Origin of the sequence: Piscinibacter gummiphilus (assembly GCF_032681285.1) — a bacterium.
Taxonomy (GTDB): Bacteria; Pseudomonadota; Gammaproteobacteria; order Burkholderiales; family Burkholderiaceae_C; genus Rhizobacter; species Rhizobacter gummiphilus_A.
In genome coordinates this window covers 1,440,387-1,459,038 of the sequence record NZ_CP136336.1, presented here as the reverse complement: position 1 = coordinate 1,459,038, position 18,652 = coordinate 1,440,387, and the positions used below count along the sequence as shown (strand labels likewise).

At 68.2% G+C, this 18,652-nt stretch carries 13 protein-coding genes; 11 read left to right on the top strand and 2 right to left on the bottom strand.

All coding sequences use genetic code 11. The annotated features are described in order from the left end of the window. Positions 1-37: 37 nt before the first annotated feature. Positions 38-1,210: a hybrid sensor histidine kinase/response regulator gene (locus RXV79_RS06965; RefSeq protein WP_316702674.1), complete on the bottom strand. Its 1,173-nt coding sequence runs from the start codon at positions 1,208-1,210 to the stop codon at positions 38-40. Between the two features lie 175 nt (positions 1,211-1,385). On the opposite strand from RXV79_RS06965, the gene RXV79_RS06960 reads away from it, so the two are divergent. The 11 genes from RXV79_RS06960 to RXV79_RS06910 all read left to right on the top strand — a co-directional run bounded on the left by RXV79_RS06960 (position 1,386) and on the right by RXV79_RS06910 (position 15,976). Continuing rightward, positions 1,386-1,850 carry a hypothetical protein gene (locus RXV79_RS06960; RefSeq protein ID WP_296721951.1) on the top strand — a complete coding sequence of 155 codons (465 nt, stop codon included), beginning with the start codon at positions 1,386-1,388 and terminating at the stop codon, positions 1,848-1,850. Positions 1,851-1,927: 77 nt separating this feature from the next. Next, complete coding sequence (locus RXV79_RS06955) at positions 1,928-2,290, top strand: response regulator (RefSeq protein WP_201805361.1); 363 nt, start codon at positions 1,928-1,930, stop codon at positions 2,288-2,290. A 45-nt stretch (positions 2,291-2,335) separates the two neighbouring features. After that, entirely contained in the window at positions 2,336-4,468 is a 2,133-nt protein-coding gene (locus RXV79_RS06950; RefSeq protein WP_316702673.1) for a chemotaxis protein CheA, read from the top strand. A gap of 65 nt (positions 4,469-4,533) precedes the next feature. Continuing rightward, positions 4,534-6,105 carry a methyl-accepting chemotaxis protein gene (locus tag RXV79_RS06945; RefSeq protein ID WP_316702672.1) on the top strand — a complete coding sequence of 524 codons (1,572 nt, stop codon included), beginning with the start codon at positions 4,534-4,536 and terminating at the stop codon, positions 6,103-6,105. Positions 6,106-6,189: 84 nt separating this feature from the next. After that, complete coding sequence (locus tag RXV79_RS06940; RefSeq protein ID WP_316702671.1) at positions 6,190-7,764, top strand: methyl-accepting chemotaxis protein; 1,575 nt, start codon at positions 6,190-6,192, stop codon at positions 7,762-7,764. Positions 7,765-7,806: 42 nt separating this feature from the next. Beyond that, on the top strand, positions 7,807-9,621 hold the full coding sequence (locus RXV79_RS06935) for a methyl-accepting chemotaxis protein (protein ID WP_316702669.1): 1,815 nt from the start codon (positions 7,807-7,809) through the stop codon (positions 9,619-9,621). A 206-nt stretch (positions 9,622-9,827) separates the two neighbouring features. Continuing rightward, positions 9,828-10,286 carry a cache domain-containing protein gene (locus RXV79_RS06930; RefSeq protein WP_316702668.1) on the top strand — a complete coding sequence of 153 codons (459 nt, stop codon included), beginning with the start codon at positions 9,828-9,830 and terminating at the stop codon, positions 10,284-10,286. Between the two features lie 30 nt (positions 10,287-10,316). Next, on the top strand, positions 10,317-12,092 hold the full coding sequence (locus RXV79_RS06925; RefSeq protein ID WP_316702667.1) for a methyl-accepting chemotaxis protein: 1,776 nt from the start codon (positions 10,317-10,319) through the stop codon (positions 12,090-12,092). Between the two features lie 122 nt (positions 12,093-12,214). Then, the gene (locus RXV79_RS06920; protein WP_201805371.1) at positions 12,215-12,733 is read left to right on the top strand and encodes a chemotaxis protein CheW; all 519 of its coding nucleotides are present in this window, start codon (positions 12,215-12,217) and stop codon (positions 12,731-12,733) included. Between the two features lie 95 nt (positions 12,734-12,828). Next, on the top strand, positions 12,829-14,379 hold the full coding sequence (locus RXV79_RS06915) for a methyl-accepting chemotaxis protein (protein ID WP_316702666.1): 1,551 nt from the start codon (positions 12,829-12,831) through the stop codon (positions 14,377-14,379). Between the two features lie 70 nt (positions 14,380-14,449). After that, positions 14,450-15,976 carry a methyl-accepting chemotaxis protein gene (locus tag RXV79_RS06910; protein WP_413816668.1) on the top strand — a complete coding sequence of 509 codons (1,527 nt, stop codon included), beginning with the start codon at positions 14,450-14,452 and terminating at the stop codon, positions 15,974-15,976. Positions 15,977-16,033: 57 nt separating this feature from the next. Here the strand turns inward: RXV79_RS06910 and RXV79_RS06905 are convergent, their stop codons facing one another. Beyond that, positions 16,034-18,577 (bottom strand): ABC transporter permease, encoded by a 2,544-nt coding sequence (locus tag RXV79_RS06905; RefSeq protein ID WP_316702664.1) that lies wholly within the window; start codon positions 18,575-18,577, stop codon positions 16,034-16,036. Positions 18,578-18,652 lie beyond the last annotated feature (75 nt).

The window sequence follows — 18,652 nt, the reverse complement described above, 5'->3', positions numbered from 1 at the left end:
CTGCTGAGTCAGACAACAACAATCGATGGACGGACGATCATAGAGCTCCCCATACCGTCGGATCGTAGGGGCCAGAAGGGTCTTTCAGTTCGCCGGGCTCGGTGATTTCGAGGTCCATGTTGTCGGTATCGGGCTCCAGCGGTACCGACAGGATGAGCGTGGTGCCGCCAGGCCCGCTGGAGAGGTCGACCCAACCCCCCACCGTGCCCGCACGCTCGTGCAGGCCGCGGATGCCGAACGAGCGTGCCTTGGCCAGGTCGTCCTGGCTCAGCCCGCGGCCGTTGTCGCTGACCTCGAGCGACAGCACCCCGCCCGCCAGCGACAGGTCGATGTGCACCGCCGAGGCCTGCGCATGCTTGGACACGTTGGTCAGCGCCTCCTGCGCGGTGCGGTAGGCCACCAGCGGCACCCCGGGCGGCAGGGTGAGGTGCTCATGGCGGCTGCGGAATTCGCAGGTGATGCCGGTGCGCTTCTCGAAGCGGCTGGCCATCCACTGCAACGCAGCGATCAGGCCCTGCTCGAGGATGGCGGGGCGCAGGTTGTGCATCACCCGCTGGCTGGCCTCGATGGCGTGGGTGACGGTCTCCAGGGCCGAGTTGACCCGCGCCAGCACCTCGGGCGAATCGCTGTGGCGGGCGATCCAGGCGAGGTCGAACTTGAGCGCGGTGAGCGAGCCCCCCACGTCGTCGTGGATCTCGCGGGCGATGGCCGCGCGCTCCTGCTCCACGCTCACCTGCAGGTGCTGGGCCAGCTCGTGCACGCGCTGCTTCGACTCGCCCAGCTCGCGGTCGGCGCGCTGGCGGGCCAGTTGCAGCTCGTGGGTCTCCACGGCGTGAAGAAGTGCCGGGGCCAGGCGCGTCAGGTTGTTCTTCAACAGGTAGTCGGAGGCGCCGTTGCGCATCGCCTCGACCGCGGTGTCTTCCCCGATCTCGCCCGAGACGAGGATGAACGGGACCATCTTGCCGCTCGCCTTGATGAGGTCGAGCGCCACCAGGCCCGAGAAGCCCGGCAGGTTGTAGTCGGAGACGACCACGTCCCACGGGGGCTCGGCGTCGAGCGCCTGCAGGAAGGCCGCTTCGGAGTCGACCCGGGTCGTTTCGGCCACGAGCCCGTCGCGGCGCAGGTGGGCCACCATGAGCTGGTGGTCCAGCTCGGAGTCTTCCAGGTGCAGCAGCCGCAGCCGCTTCTCTTGCGGGGCGAAGGGAGGCATGAGGCCAGTATGCCAACAAGGCCACAAAGCGTGGCCGATGTCCTGAATTGGTGGCACTTCTGGGCCGTCATCGCCCTTATGTCTGCCGGCCAGCTGCCGAAAAATGTTTCCAGATGACCCTCGTGCGAGGCATTGGCCACGCACCCCCAACGAAATCGAGCGGAGAACTCTGCTGATGGAAGACGCGAACGACGCTCAAGCCTGGCCTGAGCAAGGCGGCGGGATGCCTTTGCAGGCGGCCGCCGACCTGCAAGACCACCTGATGACCGCGAGCAACGACCTCGACCGGCTGCAAACCCTGCTGGCCGACGCCTGCGACACGCTGATGCAACGCTTCCACGGCGCCTCGGAGCACATCCGCACGCTGCGCTCGCACCCCCACGGCATGGAAGAGAGCGAAGCCGTGTTCGACGACGTGATGCAGAACCTGGGCGGCGCCGTCACGGCCCTGCAGTTCCAGGACATGGCCTCGCAGCTCATCAACCACACCCACAAGCGCCTGCGCAGCTGCGTGGACCGCCTGGCGCGCGAAGCCTTTGCCGACGACGAAGACGGCATGGCGGCAGCGGAAGAGGTTCCGCTGCGCCCGAATCCCGTCACACAGGCCGAGATGGACGTTGGTTCCATCGAATTGTTCTGAGTCAGCCGACAAGACCTGGCAGACGCTAAAGACATCCCCCGTTTAACCGAAATCCATCGAGTCCCCCGGAGAAAGCCATGCAATCAATCCTCGCCGTCGACGATTCCGCCTCCATGCGCCAGATGGTGTCGTTCACGCTCAAGAGCGCCGGCTACAACGTCGTCGAGGCGGTGGATGGCCAGGACGCCTTCGAGAAGTCCAACGCCCGCGACTTCGACCTGGTGCTGACCGACCAGAACATGCCCCGCATGGACGGCATCAGCCTGACCAAGAAGCTGCGCGACAACCCGAAGTTCAAGGCCACGCCGATCCTGATCCTCACCACCGAGTCGAGCGACCAGATGAAGCAGGCCGGTCGTGCTGCCGGTGCCACCGGCTGGCTGGTCAAGCCCTTCGATCCGGCCAAGCTGATCGAAGTGATCAAGAAGGTCGTGAAGTAAGCGACCCGCCCTCTTTCCAAGCACTACAGACACCAGGAGCACGACATGGGTGAGATGTCTCAAGAAGGCGCGAACCTGAGCGCCGGCATCGACCTGAGCCAGTTCTATCAAGTCTTCTTCGAAGAAGCGGGCGAGAACCTCGACCGCATGGAGAAGCTGCTGCTCGACTTCGACGTCGAAGCCGCCGACGACGAGGAGATGAACGCCATCTTCCGCTGTGCGCACTCGATCAAGGGTGGCGCGGCCACCTTCGGCTTCAAGGACGTCGCCGAGCTGACGCACCAGATGGAGACGCTGCTCGACAAGCTGCGCCGCCACGAACTCGAGCCCACCGCGGCGATGGTCGACGTGCTGCTGCAGTCGGGCGACGCCCTGCGCGCCCAGCTCGCCCGCCACCAGAACGGCGGCGAGGGCGACGAACTCGACACCACCGAGCTGCTGTTCAACATCCGCGCGATGTCATCCGGCGAAGCGCCGCTGGTCGCCGCCCCCGTGGCGGCCCCCGTGGCAGCGCCTGCACCGGCCCCCGCCGCCGAAGCGGCACCGGCTGCCGCCAAGGAAGGCGCCCGCATGCTGGAGCTGCGCGTGGGCCCGATGGACAACCCGGAGCAGGCCAACAACATCCTCGACCTGTTCAAGGAAATCACCGACCTCGGCACCATCGACCCGCTCGACAACGGCATGGCCGCCGACGGCGTGCGCCGCTTCAAGGTCTGCACCACCAGCAGCGACTCCGACCTGCTGGACCTCTTCACCTTCCACGTGGCCCGCGAGCAGGTGCAGATCCTGCCGCTCGGCCCCGGCTACGGTTTCCACAACGGCGCCCCCGGCGCGCCCGAAGAAGAGAAGGCCGACGCCGGCTACGGCTTCTTCGACGACGCTCCCGGCGCTCCGGGCGCGGCAGCGCCCGCCGCCGCGGCCACCGCCAATGCGACCGACGTTGCGCCGCCCCCGAAGGCCGCCACGTCGTCGTCCAAGGCCGTCGCGAAGTCCGACCGTCCCGCCGCCGCCGTCGAGGCTTCGACGCTGCGCGTGTCGGTGGAAAAGGTCGACCAGCTCATCAACCTGGTCGGCGAACTCGTCATCACCCAGGCCATGCTGGCCCAGAACACGCAGGGCCTGGACCCCGCGGTCTACCAGCAGCTGGCTGCCGGCCTCGCCGACCTCGATCGCAACACCCGCGATCTGCAGGAATCGGTGATGTCGATCCGCATGATTCCGATGTCGGTGGTGTTCAGCCGCTTCCCGCGCATGCTGCGCGACCTGGCCGCCAAGCTCGGCAAGAAGGTCGACTTCGTGACGCTCGGCGAAGCCACCGAGCTCGACAAGGGCCTGGTGGAGAAGATCACCGACCCGCTGACCCACCTGGTGCGCAACTCCTGCGACCACGGCATCGAGTCGCCCGCCGACCGCCTGGCCAAGGGCAAGCCCGAGACCGGCACCATCACGCTCTCCGCGTCCCATCAGGGCGGCTCGATCGTGATCGAGGTGCGCGACGACGGCCGTGGCCTGTCGCGCGAGAAGCTGCTCAAGAAGGCCCGCGAGCGCGGCATCCACGCACCCGATTCCATGACCGACCCGGAAGTCTGGTCGCTGATCTTCGCGCCCGGCTTCTCCACCGCCGATGTGGTGACCGACGTGTCGGGCCGCGGCGTGGGCATGGACGTGGTCAAGAAGAACATCACCGCACTCGGCGGCTCGGTCGAGATCGACTCGGCCGAAGGCTACGGCATGCGCGTCTCGGTGCGACTGCCGCTCACGCTGGCCATCATGGACGGCATGTCGGTGGGCGTGGGCGAAGAGGTCTACATCCTCCCGCTCAGCTCGGTCGTCGAGTCGTTCCAGGTACAGCCCGACATGGTCAAGACCATCGGCGGCAGCGGCCGCGTGGTGAGCGTGCGTGACGAATACATGCCGGTGCTGGAGCTCGAGCACGTGTTCAGCGTGCCGCGCTTCGACTTCGAGCACGTGAGCGGAATCATGGTGGTGGTGGAAGCCGAAGGCGGCCGCATCGCCCTGCTGGTGGACGAGCTCCTCGGCCAGCAGCAGGTGGTCGTGAAGAACCTCGAAGCCAACTACCGCAAGGTCAACGACGTGTCGGGCGCCACCATCATGGGCGACGGCCGCGTGGCGCTGATCCTGGACACCGGCAGCCTCGTGCGCCGCAGCCGCCACTGACACCCGACGGCCGGGCACCACACGCCCGGCCACCTCGTTCTGGTCGCCATCGAGAAGGAACTTCGATGAACCTCAACCACCTCATCCGAAGCTTCACGATCCGCACCCGCATGCTGGGCGCCGTGTTCGTGGTCGCAGCCTCCCTGCTGGTCGTGGGTGCGGTCGGCTTTGCCGGCCAGACCTACAGCAACTCGGTCAGCATGTCCTTTTTCAGCGTCGAGTTCGCGTCGCTGCAGCGCATCGGCGCCTTGCGCACCACGATGAACGAGCTGCGCCTTCACGAGAAGGACATGCTCATCCAGTACGAATCGCCCGAGAAGTTCGGCAAGGCACGCGACGCCTGGATGAAGACCTTCGAGGAAGTCGAAGCGCTGGGCGAGACGCTGGCCGAAGGCCTCACCGACCCCGCGCAGGCCGAACATGCGAAGACTGCCGTGGCCCAGCTCACCGCCTTCAAGACCCGCTTCATGCCCATCGTGAAGCAGCTCGAGGCCCAGTCGTTCGACACCGGCCGTGCCGCCCTCGTGGTGGTGAGCCGCGCCCAGGCCGACTACACCGCGGCGCAGACCACGGTCGACTCGCTCGCGCAGGAGATCAACGCGTCGGCCGCCGCCGGCCAGCAGCGGCTGCAGGCCTCGGGCCGCACCGTCACCTTCGTGCTGCTTGGTGCCATCGGCGTGCTGCTGGTGATCATCCTGCCGCTCACGCTGGCCAACATGCGCTCGATCTGCAAGCCGCTCGACCAGGCCGAGGCGCTCGCCAAGGCCATCGCCCAGGGCGACCTGGCCGAGCGACACGTCGACACCCGCGGGAAGGACGAAGCCGCCCGCCTGCTGCAGGCGCTGGCCGGCATGCAGCAATCGCTGCGCGACACCATCCGCCAGGTGCGCACCTCCACCGACAGCATCGGCACCGCCTCGGCCGAGATCGCCTCCGGCAACAGCGACCTCTCCTCGCGCACCGAGCAGGCCGCGAGCAACCTGCAGCAGACCGCGAGCTCCATGGAGCAGCTCACCGGCACGGTGAAGCAAAGTGCCGACTCGGCCCGCCAGGCCAACCAGCTCGCCTCGTCGGCCGCCGAGGTGGCGCAGCGCGGCGGCAGCGTGGTCTCGCAGGTCGTCTCGACCATGAACGAGATCAACGCCAGCTCGAAGAAGATCGCCGACATCATCGGCGTGATCGACGGCATCGCCTTCCAGACCAACATCCTTGCGCTCAACGCCGCGGTGGAAGCCGCCCGTGCCGGTGAGCAAGGCCGTGGCTTCGCGGTGGTGGCGAGCGAAGTGCGCTCGCTGGCCCAGCGCAGCGCCGAAGCGGCGCGCGAGATCAAGGGCCTGATCGGCAGCTCCGTCGACAAGGTCGAAGCGGGCTCACGGCTGGTGGCCGACGCCGGCGCCACCATGACCGAGATCGTGGGCTCCGTGCAGCGTGTGACCGACATCATCGGCGAGATCACCGCCGCCGCCAGCGAGCAAAGCGACGGCATCGGCCAGGTCAACAGCGCCGTGAGCCAGCTCGACCAGATGACCCAGCAAAACGCGGCGCTCGTCGAACAGAGCGCCGCCGCCGCCGACAGCCTGCAGCAACAGGCCGGCAACCTGAGCAAGGTGGTGGGCACCTTCCGCCTGGAAGCGTAGCCCTTGCGGCGCCGAGCGGGCTGTCATGCCGCCGGCACCACCGACCCCCACCAAGAAGATCAACGTCACCACAGGGAATCCAAAATGAATACCAGCAAGTTGACGATCTCCTCTCGCCTGATGGCCGCCTTCGGGGCGCTCGTGGCCATCGTGCTGCTCGTGTCGGGCCTCGCCCTGCATGCCCTGAGCAAGGCCAACGACAACTTCGGCCGCTACGTGGGCGACACCGGCGCCCGCATCTCGGTGGCCGCCTCGGTGCGCCGCGCGATGTTCGAGCGCACCATCGCCTCGCGCAACCTCGTGCTCTCGTCCGGCCCCGCCATTCACGAGGCCGAGAAGAAGGCCGTGCTCGAAGCGCATGCCAACGTGGGCAAGCGCATCCAGAAGCTCAAGGGCATGGTGGCCGACCCCAATGTGGCCGAAGAGGAGCGCAAGCAGGTCGCGCAGATCGAAGCGATCGAGGCGCGCTACGCCAAGGTCTCCGAGCAGATCGTGCAACTCGCGCTCGACAGCAAGCGCGACGAGTCCATCGCGATGATGAACAACGACTGCCGCCCGCTGCTGGCCGAGCTGTCGAAGACCATCGGCGCCTACAGCGACTACCTGCGCAAGCTCGGTGAAAGCGAAGTGACCGAGATGCAGGCCAACTACGCCTTCAACCGCAACTCGCTGCTGGTGGCCTGCGGCCTCGCCGTGGCGCTGGCCATCGGCATGGCGTTCCTCATCACCCGAAACCTGCGCCGCGCGCTGGGGGCCGAACCGGCTGAACTCGGCGACGTGGCCCGCCGCGTGGCCGTGGGCGACCTCGCGCCGTCGCGCGCCGCCCAGGCCGCACCGGCCGGCAGCGTGATGGCCTCGCTGCACGAGATGCAGGTCAACCTCGCCCAGGTGGTGAGCCAGGTGCGCAGCGCCTCCGACTCCATCGCCACCGGCTCGGCGCAGATCGCAACCGGCAACGCCGATCTTTCGCAGCGCACCGAGCAGCAGGCGTCCAACCTGCAGCAGACGGCCGCCTCGATGGAAGAGATGAACGCCACCGTGCGCAACAACGCCGACACCGCCAGCCAGGCCAACCAGCTCGCCACCTCGGCCAGCTCGGCCGCGGTGAAGGGCGGCGAGGTCGTGGGCCAGGTGGTCTCGACCATGCAGGAGATCACCGACAGCTCGCGCAAGATCGCCGACATCATCGGCGTGATCGACGGCATCGCCTTCCAGACCAACATCCTCGCGCTCAACGCCGCGGTGGAAGCCGCGCGTGCCGGCGAGCAGGGCCGCGGCTTCGCGGTGGTGGCCGGCGAGGTGCGCTCGCTGGCCCAGCGCAGCGCCGAAGCGGCCCGCGAGATCAAGGCACTGATCGGCGCGAGCGTCGACCGCGTCGAGGCCGGCTCACGCCTCGTCGGCGAAGCCGGCGCGACCATGAACGACATCGTCTCGCAGGTCAAGCGCGTGTCCGACCTGATCGGCGAGATCAGCTCGGCGACCACCGAGCAGACCAGTGGCATCGGCCAGGTGAGCAACGCCGTCACCCACCTCGACCAGATGACGCAGCAGAACGCCGCGCTCGTGGAGCAAAGCGCCGCCGCGGCCGAAAGCCTGAAGCGCCAGGCGGGCAGCCTGAGCCAGGTGGTGGCCACCTTCAAGCTCGGCACCGCGGCCTGACCCCCTTCCCTTCCGTTTCACCTCCTACCAGACCAGGGCCCCATGAACATCAAGAACCTCAGCATCCGTACCAAGCTGATGGGCGGATTTGCCCTCGTCCTGGTGATCGCGCTCGCGCAAAGCCTCCTGTCGATGGGGCAGCTGCGCCTGGTCAACGATGCGTCCGGCGACCTGGCGAGCAATTGGCTGCCAAGCGTGCGGACGGTCGATGCCATCAAGGACGATCTTGCCCAGCTCCGCGTGCAGCGCATGCAGCTCATCATGATCGAGGACGCGAGCAAGGTGCCCGCAGTGGAAGCCAAGCTCGCCGCCATCCAGAAGCAGCTGGGTTCGCACTTGGCTGACTACAGCAAGCTCGTGAGTTCTCCTGAAGAGAAGGCGCTCTTCGAGTCGGCCGATGCCGAGCTGAAGACCTACATCGGGATGAACGCGACCATGGTCGAGCGGATGCGCGAACTGAAGGCCGTCGAAGCCAAGGTGATCCTGAACGGTGAGGGTGCGAAAAGCTTTGCTGCGGCCAACGCCACGCTCGAGAAACTGGTCGAGCTGAATGCTCGCGGCAGCGACAACTCCGCCAAGCAGGCAGAGGCCGCCTACGCCCGGGCTCGCGTGTTCATGATCGTGGGCCTGTGTGCCATGGTCGTGCTGGGGCTCGGCATTGGATGGCTGGTCTCACGCGACATCGTCGTCGCCGCCTCGCAAGCCGTCGGCAGTGCAGACCGCATTGCCGATGGTGACCTGAGCCAGACGATCAGCACCGACCGGGGCGACGAGATCGGCCACCTGTTCAAGGCACTGTCGAAGATGCAGGTCAACCTGCGCCAGATCGTGACAGGCGTGCGCCAGAACGCCGAAGGCGTGGCCACCGCCAGCGCCGAGATCTCCTCCGGCAACCACGACCTGTCGAGCCGCACCGAGCAGCAGGCGAGCGCCCTCGAAGAGACCGCTGCCTCGATGGAAGAACTGGGCAGCACCGTGCGCCAGAACGCCGACAACGCGCGCCAGGCCAACCAGCTGGCGATGAGCGCCTCGACCGTGGCAGTCTCCGGCGGCGAAGTGGTCGACCGGGTGGTCGAGACGATGAAGGGCATCAACGATTCCTCGCGCCGCATCGCCGACATCATCGGCACCATCGACGGCATCGCCTTCCAGACCAACATCCTCGCGCTCAATGCCGCGGTGGAAGCCGCACGTGCCGGCGAACAAGGCCGCGGCTTCGCGGTGGTGGCGAGCGAGGTGCGCTCGCTGGCCCAGCGCAGCGCCGAAGCGGCCAAGGAGATCAAGAGCCTCATCTCCACCAGCGTGGAGCGTGTGGAGCAAGGCACCGCCCTCGTCGACCAGGCCGGCAGCACCATGCAGGAAGTGGTGGCCTCGATCAAGCGGGTGACCGACATCATGGGCGAGATCAGCGCCGCCAGCACTGAGCAATCGGCCGGCGTGGCGCAGGTCGGCGAGGCCGTGTCGCAGATGGACCAGGCCACGCAGCAGAACGCCGCGCTGGTGGAAGAAAGCGCTGCCGCCGCCGAGAGCCTGAAGGGCCAGGCGCGCAAGCTGGTGGAGGCCGTCGCGGTCTTCAAGCTGAACACGAACGACAGCGCCCGCGCCGCAGCGCCGGTGCTGGCGCCGGTCGTCCACAAGCCGGTGGTGGCCGCCAAGCCGGCTGCGCCCAAGCCCGCCGCGCCCAAGCCGGTGGACGTGAAGGCCGAACCGAAGCCGGCCGTGGTGGCCAAGCCCGTGGCCGCCGCTCCCGCGCCAGCGCCGCGCCCGGCCCCCGTGGCCGCGCCTGCCCAGTTGGCCCCCGCGCCTGTGGCCGCCACCGCCAAGGTCGCCGCCGACGACGATTGGGAAACCTTCTGACGCGCCTCGCGCCTCCACTCACACGGCCCGTGACGACCTCACGGGCCGTTGTCATTCGGGGCTGCAAAAAAGCACCCCGAGGGGCCGGCTATTGCACGAATTGAACACACCCCCGCCCCCACAGAATGCCTACAAGCAGCCCTCGGCCTGCCGATATTCCCCGTGAATCTCGGCATTCCTGCCGTCAAGCGTCACCAGGAGCTTCCATGCGCGCACACCTCACTGCCATCGTCGTCTTGTCCACCCTCGCCTTCGCACCCTTCGCCTTCGCCAAGGAAGGCAACGCCACCGCGGCCGAAGCCACGGCCATGGTCAAGAAGGGCGTGGCCTTCATCAAGGCCAATGGCAAGGACAAGGGTTACACCGAGATCAGCAACAAGGCTGGCCAGTTCACCGACCGCGACCTCTACCTCGTGGTCTACGGCCTCGACGGCACGGTGCATGCACACGGTGCCAACGAAAAGATGATCGGCAAGAACCTGATCGACCTGAAAGACGTGGACGGCAAGGCCTTCGTCAAGGAGCGCGTGGAACTGGCACAAGCCAAGGGCACCTTCTGGCAGGACTACAAGTTCACCAACCCGGTCACCAAGAAGATCGAGCCCAAGAGCATGTACTGCGAGAAGCTCAACGACGCCGTGGTCTGCGGCGGCATCTACAAATAAAACCGGCGCAAGCCTGCTGCGGGACTGCACATGAATCTCGGTAAGAAGCTGCTGGCCGCGCCGCTGTTGACGGTGGCCGTGGTGCTGTCGGTGGGGGCGGTGAGCACCGTGCTGCAAAGCCGCTCGGCCGCCCGGAGCCAGGCGTCGTTCAAGAGCGACATGGAGAACTTCCGCACCGTGACGAGCGTGCAGGACCAGCTCGCCCAGTCGCACGCGAGTGTCTACAAGACCGTGGCGCTGATGAGCTCGCTCGACGATGCGAAGGTCAAGTCCTTCCGCACGGGCCTGGGCAACCAGCTCGGCGGCATGAAGCGCACGCTCGCGGCCGTGGCCGAAGGCGACACCGACGCCGCCCTCAAGGACGACGTGACCGCCTTGTCGCAGCAGATCGACAAGTACGGCAAGCTCGCCGACTCGGCCATCGACCTCGCCACCGTCGACCCCAACACCGGCATCGCCGCGATGCAGAACGCCGATGCCAGCTTTGCCGCGATGACGGCCGCCATGGGGGCGCTCGTGGCGAAGATGGAATCCTCGAGCAGCGCCGAGATGGACGCCGCCGCCGCCGCCGCCACGCGCAACAGCGTGCTGCTGGGCCTGCTGGCCGGTCTGGCCTGCCTGGGCGCCGTGGGCGCCGCCTGGTGGATGCAGCGCCGCGTGGTGCGCGACCTGCGCCGCGCCGTGGGCGTGGCCACCGCCGTGGCCGAGGGCAACCTGTGCACCAACGTCAGCACCGATCGCAACGACGAAGTGGGCGACCTGATGCGCTCGCTCGGCGCGATGACGCACCAGCTCAGCAGCTCGCTGCAGACGGTGATGGCCTCGTCGGCCCAGATCCAGAACGCCAGCACCGAGATCGCCTCGGGCAACCAGGACTTGTCGGTCCGCACCGAGCAGACCGCCAGCAACCTTCAGAAGGCCGCCAGCTCCATGGAGCAGCTCACCGGCACGGTGAAGCAAAGCGCCGACTCGGCTGCCCAAGCCAACCAGCTCGCCTCGTCGGCCGCCGAGGTGGCGCAGCGCGGCGGCAGCGTGGTCTCGCAGGTCGTCTCGACCATGGACGAGATCAACGCCAGCTCGAAGAAGATCGCCGACATCATCGGCGTGATCGACGGCATCGCCTTCCAGACCAACATCCTCGCGCTCAACGCCGCGGTGGAAGCGGCGCGTGCCGGCGAGCAGGGCCGCGGCTTCGCGGTGGTGGCGAGCGAAGTGCGCTCGCTGGCCGGCCGCTCGGCGCAGGCCGCCAAAGAGATCAAGACCCTGATCGGCGCAAGCGTCGAGAAGGTGGAGACCGGCTCGCGCCTGGTCGCCGATGCCGGCGCCACCATGGGCGAGATCGTGGGCTCGGTGCAGCGCGTGAGCGACATCATCGGCGAGATCACCGCCGCTGCCAGCGAGCAGAGCCAGGGCATCAGCCAGGTCAACGACGCGGTGCTGCAGCTCGACCAGATGACGCAGCAGAACGCCGCGCTCGTCGAGGAATCGGCCGCCGCGGCCGAGGCTCTGAAGGAGCAGGCGATCCGCCTGGCGCAGGTGGTCGGCTCGTTCAAGCTCGAAGGCGCGTCGGCCCAGGTGGCGAAGGTGTCGGCAGCTCCGGCGCCGGTGCACAAGCCGGCCCCGGCTGCCAAGGCCACCCCGCAGCCGGCCGCCGTCGCCAAGCCGGCGCCGGCGCCCGTGGCTCCCAAGCCGGAAGCGAAGCCAAAGCCCGAGCCGGTTGCGGCAGCCGTTCCCGCCAAGACGCCGGCAGCCCCGGCCCCCGCGACCGCCAACGCGGCGCCCGACGACGACTGGGAAACCTTCTGACGCGCACACCGCCGGAAAAGGCGGGCGCATTCCACACACATCGAACCTTCAGTTTCAACCTGGCAAGCCGATAGTCATAGCAGAACAGCCTCCACCCGGCTTCCATTTCACGAGGACACCCCATGGACATGATTCACGAAGCAGCCCACGTCGCCCGTCACGAAGCGGCACGTGCCGCGCTGGCGGCCCAGTCGGGCAGCGAGTACCTGACCTTCCGCCTCGGCGCCGAGGAATACGGCATCGACATCCTGAAGGTGCAGGAGATCCGCTCCTACGAAGTGCCCACCCGCATCGCGAACGCTCCGCAGTTCGTGAAGGGCGTGGTCAACCTGCGTGGCGTGATCGTGCCGATCGTCGACCTGCGCCTGAAGCTCGGTTGCGACACCGCCGAGTACAACAGCTTCACCGTGGTGATCGTGCTCAACGTCAAGGGCCGCGTGGTCGGCGCCGTCGTCGACTCGGTCTCCGACGTGCTCGAACTCTCGGCCGAGTCGATCAAGCCGGCGCCCGAGATGGCCTCGGCCGTCGACACCAGCTTCATCACCGGCATCAGCAGCGTCAACGACCGCATGCTGATCATGATGGACATCGAGTCGCTGATGGCCAGCCCCGACATGGGCCTGATGGACGAATCGCACTGAGGCGCCCGAGCCTTCTCTGCGCCTCGGGCGGTGATCACTTCACCGCCCGAGCTGTTTCTGACGAACGTTTTTTTGCACTCGCGTCTACAAGAACCATGACACTCAACAACGTTTCGGTCTCCCGCAAGCTGTGGGGCGCCATCCTGCTGCTGCTCGCAGCCATGTTCTCCATCGCCCTGCTGGCCGCCTACGCCGCTTCCAGCGTGCAGGCCGAATCGGGCCGCCAGGTCGCCCTCACGCATGACCTGATCGAACGCTCGGCCCTCTGGAAGGGTCTGACCGACACCGCCGTCACCCGTGGCATGGCCAACGCCATCAGCAGCGACCCCGCGGTGGGCGAGCTCTTCAAGGAGAACCTCGCCAACGACACGAAGAAGATCGCCGCGCTGCGCGCCGAGATCGGCAAGCTCGCGACCACCGAGGCCGACAAGGCCGCCATGAAGACCGTGGCCGAAAAGGGCGCAGTGCTCGTGGCCGCCAGCAAGAAGGCCACCGAACTCGTGACCGCCGGCGACCGCACCGCCGTGACGGCCCACGTCAAGGGCGAGTACGCACAGACCGCCGCCGGCTACCTCGGCGCCATCGACGCCTTCGTCGAGCTGCAGCGCCAGAAGGGCGAGCAGGCCGTCGCCGAAGCCGCCCAGGCCCGCCAGCGCATCCTGATCGCCGCATTCGTCGGTTCGGGCCTGGTGATCGGGCTCGGCATGCTCGTGGCCGCCACGCTCGTGCACAGCATTCGCCAGCCGCTGAACGAATCCATCCGCGTGGCCGGCGCCATTGCCGAAGGCGACCTCACGCAAAGCATCTCGACCAATCGCCGCGACGAGTTCGGCTCGCTGATGCGCGCCCTGCAGCACATGAACGAATCGCTGGGCCGCGTGGTGGGCAACGTGCGTGCGTCGACCGACAGCATCAGCACCGCCTCGGCCGAGATCGCAACAGGCAACACCGACCTCTCGTCGCGCACCGAGCAGACCGCCAGCAACCTGCAGCAGGCCGCCAGCTCGATGGAGCAACTCACCGGCACCGTGCGCCAGAGCGCCGACTCCGCCCGCCAGGCCAACCAGCTCGCCTCGTCGGCCGCCGAAGTGGCGCAGCGCGGCGGCAGTGTGGTTGCCCAGGTCGTGTCGACCATGGACGAGATCAACGCGAGCTCCAAGAAGATCAGCGACATCATCGGCGTGATCGACGGCATCGCCTTCCAGACCAACATCCTCGCGCTCAACGCGGCAGTGGAAGCCGCGCGTGCCGGCGAGCAGGGCCGCGGCTTCGCGGTGGTGGCCGGTGAGGTGCGCTCGCTGGCCCAGCGCAGCGCCGAAGCCGCGCGCGAGATCAAGGGCCTGATCGGAAGCTCGGTCGACAAGGTCGAGGCCGGCTCGCGCCTGGTCGCCGATGCCGGCGCCACGATGAGCGAGATCGTGGGTTCGGTGCAGCGCGTGACCGACATCATCGGCGAGATCACCGCCGCTTCGAGCGAGCAGAGCGATGGCATCGGCCAGATCAACGTGGCCGTGACGCAACTCGACCAGATGACGCAGCAGAACGCCGCGCTGGTGGAAGAGTCGGCCGCTGCCGCCGAATCTCTGCGCGAGCAGGCCCACAAGCTGGCCGAGGTGGTCTCGGTCTTCCGGGTGGCGCGCGCCTGACGGCGCGCACCACCAGCTCCCTCAACACAGACCCACAAGAGCAACTATGACCGGCCTGAACAATCTGAAGATGCGCACCCGGCTCGGCCTGGGTTTCGGTGCCGTACTCGCCCTGCTGCTGGTGATGACCGGCGTGGCCTATGTGCAGATGGAGCGCACCTCGCACGCGATGGGCGACCTGTCTGCCAGCAGCCAGCGCGCCAGCCTCGTCACCGAGTGGCGCAGCAAGACGCAGCTCAACCTCGCGCGCACCATCGCCATCGCCAAGGCCTCGGGCCAGCCCGATGTCGAGGCCTACTTCGAGCCGCAGATCAAGGCGACCACGCAAGAGATCAGCGCCCTCAAGGAGACGCTCGACAAGCGGATGACGAGCGAGATCTCGCGCCAGCTGATGCAGGACATCGCCACACGTCGCGACACCTACATCGAGCTGCGCAACCAGATGCAGGCGCACGTGAAGGCGGCCGATCCGTTTGCCGTGGAAGCCCTGCTGAAGGAGAAGCTGCTGCCCGCTGCCGATGCCTACCTGGCCGCGATGAGCGCACTTCAGAAGACCGAACGCGACGCCACCGACGCCGAAGAGGCGGCCCTGCGCAGCACGCTGGCCATGGCCAAGGGTGTGCTGATCGCGCTGGCATTGGCCAGCCTCGCGGTCGGCGCCGGGATGGCCTTCGTCATCACCCGCTCGGTGGTGCTGCCGGTGCACGAGGCCGTGCGCGCCGCCACCGCCATCGCCGCCAACGACCTCTCGCACACGGTGAACTCTGAGCGCCGCGACGAAATGGGCGACCTGCTGCGTGCGCTCAACACCATGCAGGTCTCGCTGAGCGGCGTGATCGGCCAGGTGCGCCACGCCACCGACAGCATCAGCACCGCCTCGGCGGAGATCGCCTCGGGCAACAGCGACCTTTCCTCACGCACCGAGCAGGCCGCGAGCAACCTGCAGCAGACCGCCAGCTCGATGGAAGAACTCACCGCCACGGTGAAGCACAGCGCCGACTCGGCACGCCAGGCGAATCAACTGGCGGCATCGGCCGCCGAGGTGGCGCAGCGCGGCGGCAGCGTGGTCTCGCAGGTCGTGTCGACCATGGACGAGATCAATGCGAGCTCCAAGAAGATCAGCGACATCATCGGCGTGATCGATGGCATCGCGTTCCAGACCAACATCCTCGCGCTGAACGCGGCGGTCGAAGCGGCGCGTGCTGGCGAGCAGGGCCGCGGCTTTGCGGTGGTGGCCGGCGAGGTGCGCTCGCTGGCCCAGCGCAGCGCCGAAGCGGCGCGCGAGATCAAGGGCCTGATCGGGAACTCCGTCGACAAGGTGGAAGCGGGCTCACGGCTCGTGGCCGACGCCGGCGCCACGATGACGGAGATCGTGAACTCGGTGCAACGCGTGACCGACATCATTGGCGAGATCAGCACGGCCGCGTCTGAGCAGAGCGATGGCATCGGCCAGGTGAACGTGGCAGTGACGCAGCTCGATCAGATGACGCAGCAGAACGCAGCGCTCGTCGAGGAATCGGCCGCGGCGGCGGAGTCGCTGCGGGAGCAGGCGCATCGGTTGGCGGATGCGATGTCAGTGTTCAGGGTGGCGCGCTGATCTTTGCACTGCGTGGCGGTCTGCCGGGGTGAAATCCCGGCAACCCACCACGCAGCGCTATTCAGCAGCAGCCCGCCGCAAGGTCTCCACCACGGGCCTGCGCAGCACCTCCCTCAACCCCCACCATCCCGCCCCCAGCGCCAGCACCGCCCCCGCCGCGCCGCCCACCAAGGGAACCCACGGCGACGCGCTCCACGTGAACTGGAACGCGTACTTCGCCAGCGCCCAGCCCACGGCCATCGCCGCGACGGACGCGAGCACGCCCGCGAGCGCGCCCACGCCGAGCAGTTCGGCCCGCTGCACCTGCGCCAGCAGCTTGCCGCTCGCCCCGAGCGCGCGCATCACCGCGAACTCCCGTGCCCGCGCCTCACGCGTCGCGGTGACAGCCGCAAACAGCACCACCAACCCCGCCGCCAAGGTGAAGGTGAACAAGAACTCCACCGCCCTCACCACCTGATCCAGCACCGCCTGGATCTGCCCGATCGAGGCCGACACGTCGACGTTGGTGATGTTGGGGAAGTCGCGGCTCAACGCGTTGTCGAAGCCCGCCGTGGCCGGCGCGCGGAACGCGGCGATGTAGGTCGCCGGCACGTCGACCATGCGATCGGTCGGGAACATCACGAAGAAGTTGGCCCGCATCGAGCCCCAGTCGACCTTGCGCAGGCTGGTGATGCGGCCCTCGACCATCTGGCCCGCCACGTCGAAGCGCAGCGTGTCGCCGAGCTTCAGGCGCAGCGTCTCGGCCAGGCCCTGCTCCACGCTCAGGCCCCCCTTCTCTTCGCTGACCCAGCGGCCGGCCGTCACGCCGTTGTGCATGGGCGCTTTGGCGCTGTGGCTGAGGTTGAACTCGCGGTCGAGCAGGCGCTTGGCGCGCTCGTCGTCGTAGTCGTCGAGCTTGGCGGGGGTGCCGTTGATCGCCACCAGACGGCCGCGGATCATCGGGTACCAGTCGAACTTGGCCACGCCGCCCGCGCGCAGCTTGGCCTGGAACTCGTCGCCCTGCTCGGGCTGGATGTTGATGACGAAACGGTTGGGTGCATCAGGCGGCGTGGCCTGCCGCCAGCTGGAGATGAGGTCGGTGCGCAAGAGCACCAGCAGCACGAGCGCGAGCAGGCCCACGCTGAGCGCCGACACCTGCAGCACCGCAAACGCCGGCCGTGCCGCGATCTGCCGCGTGGCCAGCACCAGCCAGCGCGGGGCGCGCGACTCCGGCACGGCGCGGCGCAGCACCTGCACGGCGACCCACGACAGCAGCGCGAACACCGCCACCGCGCCGGCAAACCCGCCCACCGCGATCAGGCCCAGCTGCAGGTCGGACGACACCGCCAGCAGCAAGGCCACGAAGCCGGCCGCGCCGGCGCCGAGAACCGCGAGCGAGGCGGGCTTCAGCGCGCCCACGTCGCGGCGGATCACCCGCAGCGGCGGCACCTGGGAGAGCTGCAGCACCGGCGGGAGCCCGAAGCCCATCAGGAGCGTGAAGCCCACGCCCACGCCGAAGACCGCCGGCCAGGCGGTGGGCAGCGGCAGCGTGGCCGACACCAGGCCCGACAGCAGCCACACGAAGACGTGGTGCACCGCAAACCCGATGGCCACACCGGCCACGCTCGCCGCCAGGCCCACGAGCGCGAACTCGATCAGGTACTGCAGCGCGATGGTGCGCTGCGCCTGGCCGAGCACGCGCAGCATGGCGCAGTCGTCGAGGTGGCGCTCGGCGAAGTCGCGCGCGGCTATGCCCACCGCCACCGCCGCCAGCAACGCCGCCAGCAGGGCCACGAGGTTGAGGAACTTCTCGGCGCGGTCGAGCGTCTGGCGCATCTCGGGGCGGCCGGTCTCCAGCGACTCGACGCGCACGCCGCGCACCGTGCGGCCCTTGACCTGCTCGTCGGCCCAGCGCACGTATTCGCGCAGTGGCGCCTCGTCGGCGCCGGTGGCGGCCACGGCCATGCGGTAGGTGACGCGGCTGGCCGGCTGCACCAGCGCCGTCGACAGGAGGTCGGCCTCGTGCAGCATCACCCGCGGCGCAAAGCTCATGAAGCCGGCGCCGCGGTCGGGCTCGACCACGATCACCGCCGCGATCTTGAGCGTGGCGTCGCCCAGCAGGAGGTCGTCGCCGATCTGGAGCAGCAGGCTGTCGAGCAGGGGCGCGTCGACCCACACCGTGCCGCGCGCCGGGCCGTGCGTCACCGCTTCTTCGGCGCCGCCCGGCGTCTGCACCACGCGCAGCGCCCCGCGCAGCGGGTACGCATCGCTCACGCTCTTGACCGACACGAGGCGCGAGTTGCCGCCCTTCTCGTCGGGCGCACGGCCCATGCTCGGGAAGGCCGCGGTGGCCGCCACCTTGAGGCCGAGGGCCTGCGCCTTCTGGGTGAAGACGGCCGGCAGCGGCTGGTCGCTCGCGACGATGGCGTCACCGCCCAGCAGCTGGCGGGCGTCGCGCGCGAGGCCGTGGTTGAGGCGGTCGGCGAAGAAGCCCACGGCGGTGAGCGCCGCCACGGCGAGCGTCACCGCCACCAGCAGCAGGCGCAGCTCACCGGCGCGGAAGTCGCGCGCCAGCTGGCGCGACGCGAGTTGCCACAGAGAAGCCCTGGACGGCACGGACATGCGGATCTCCAACGAAGTGCGGGCACCTTACCCGATGCGGCCGCTCGCCGTGGGCAAATGGGTGCTGGACGCGAG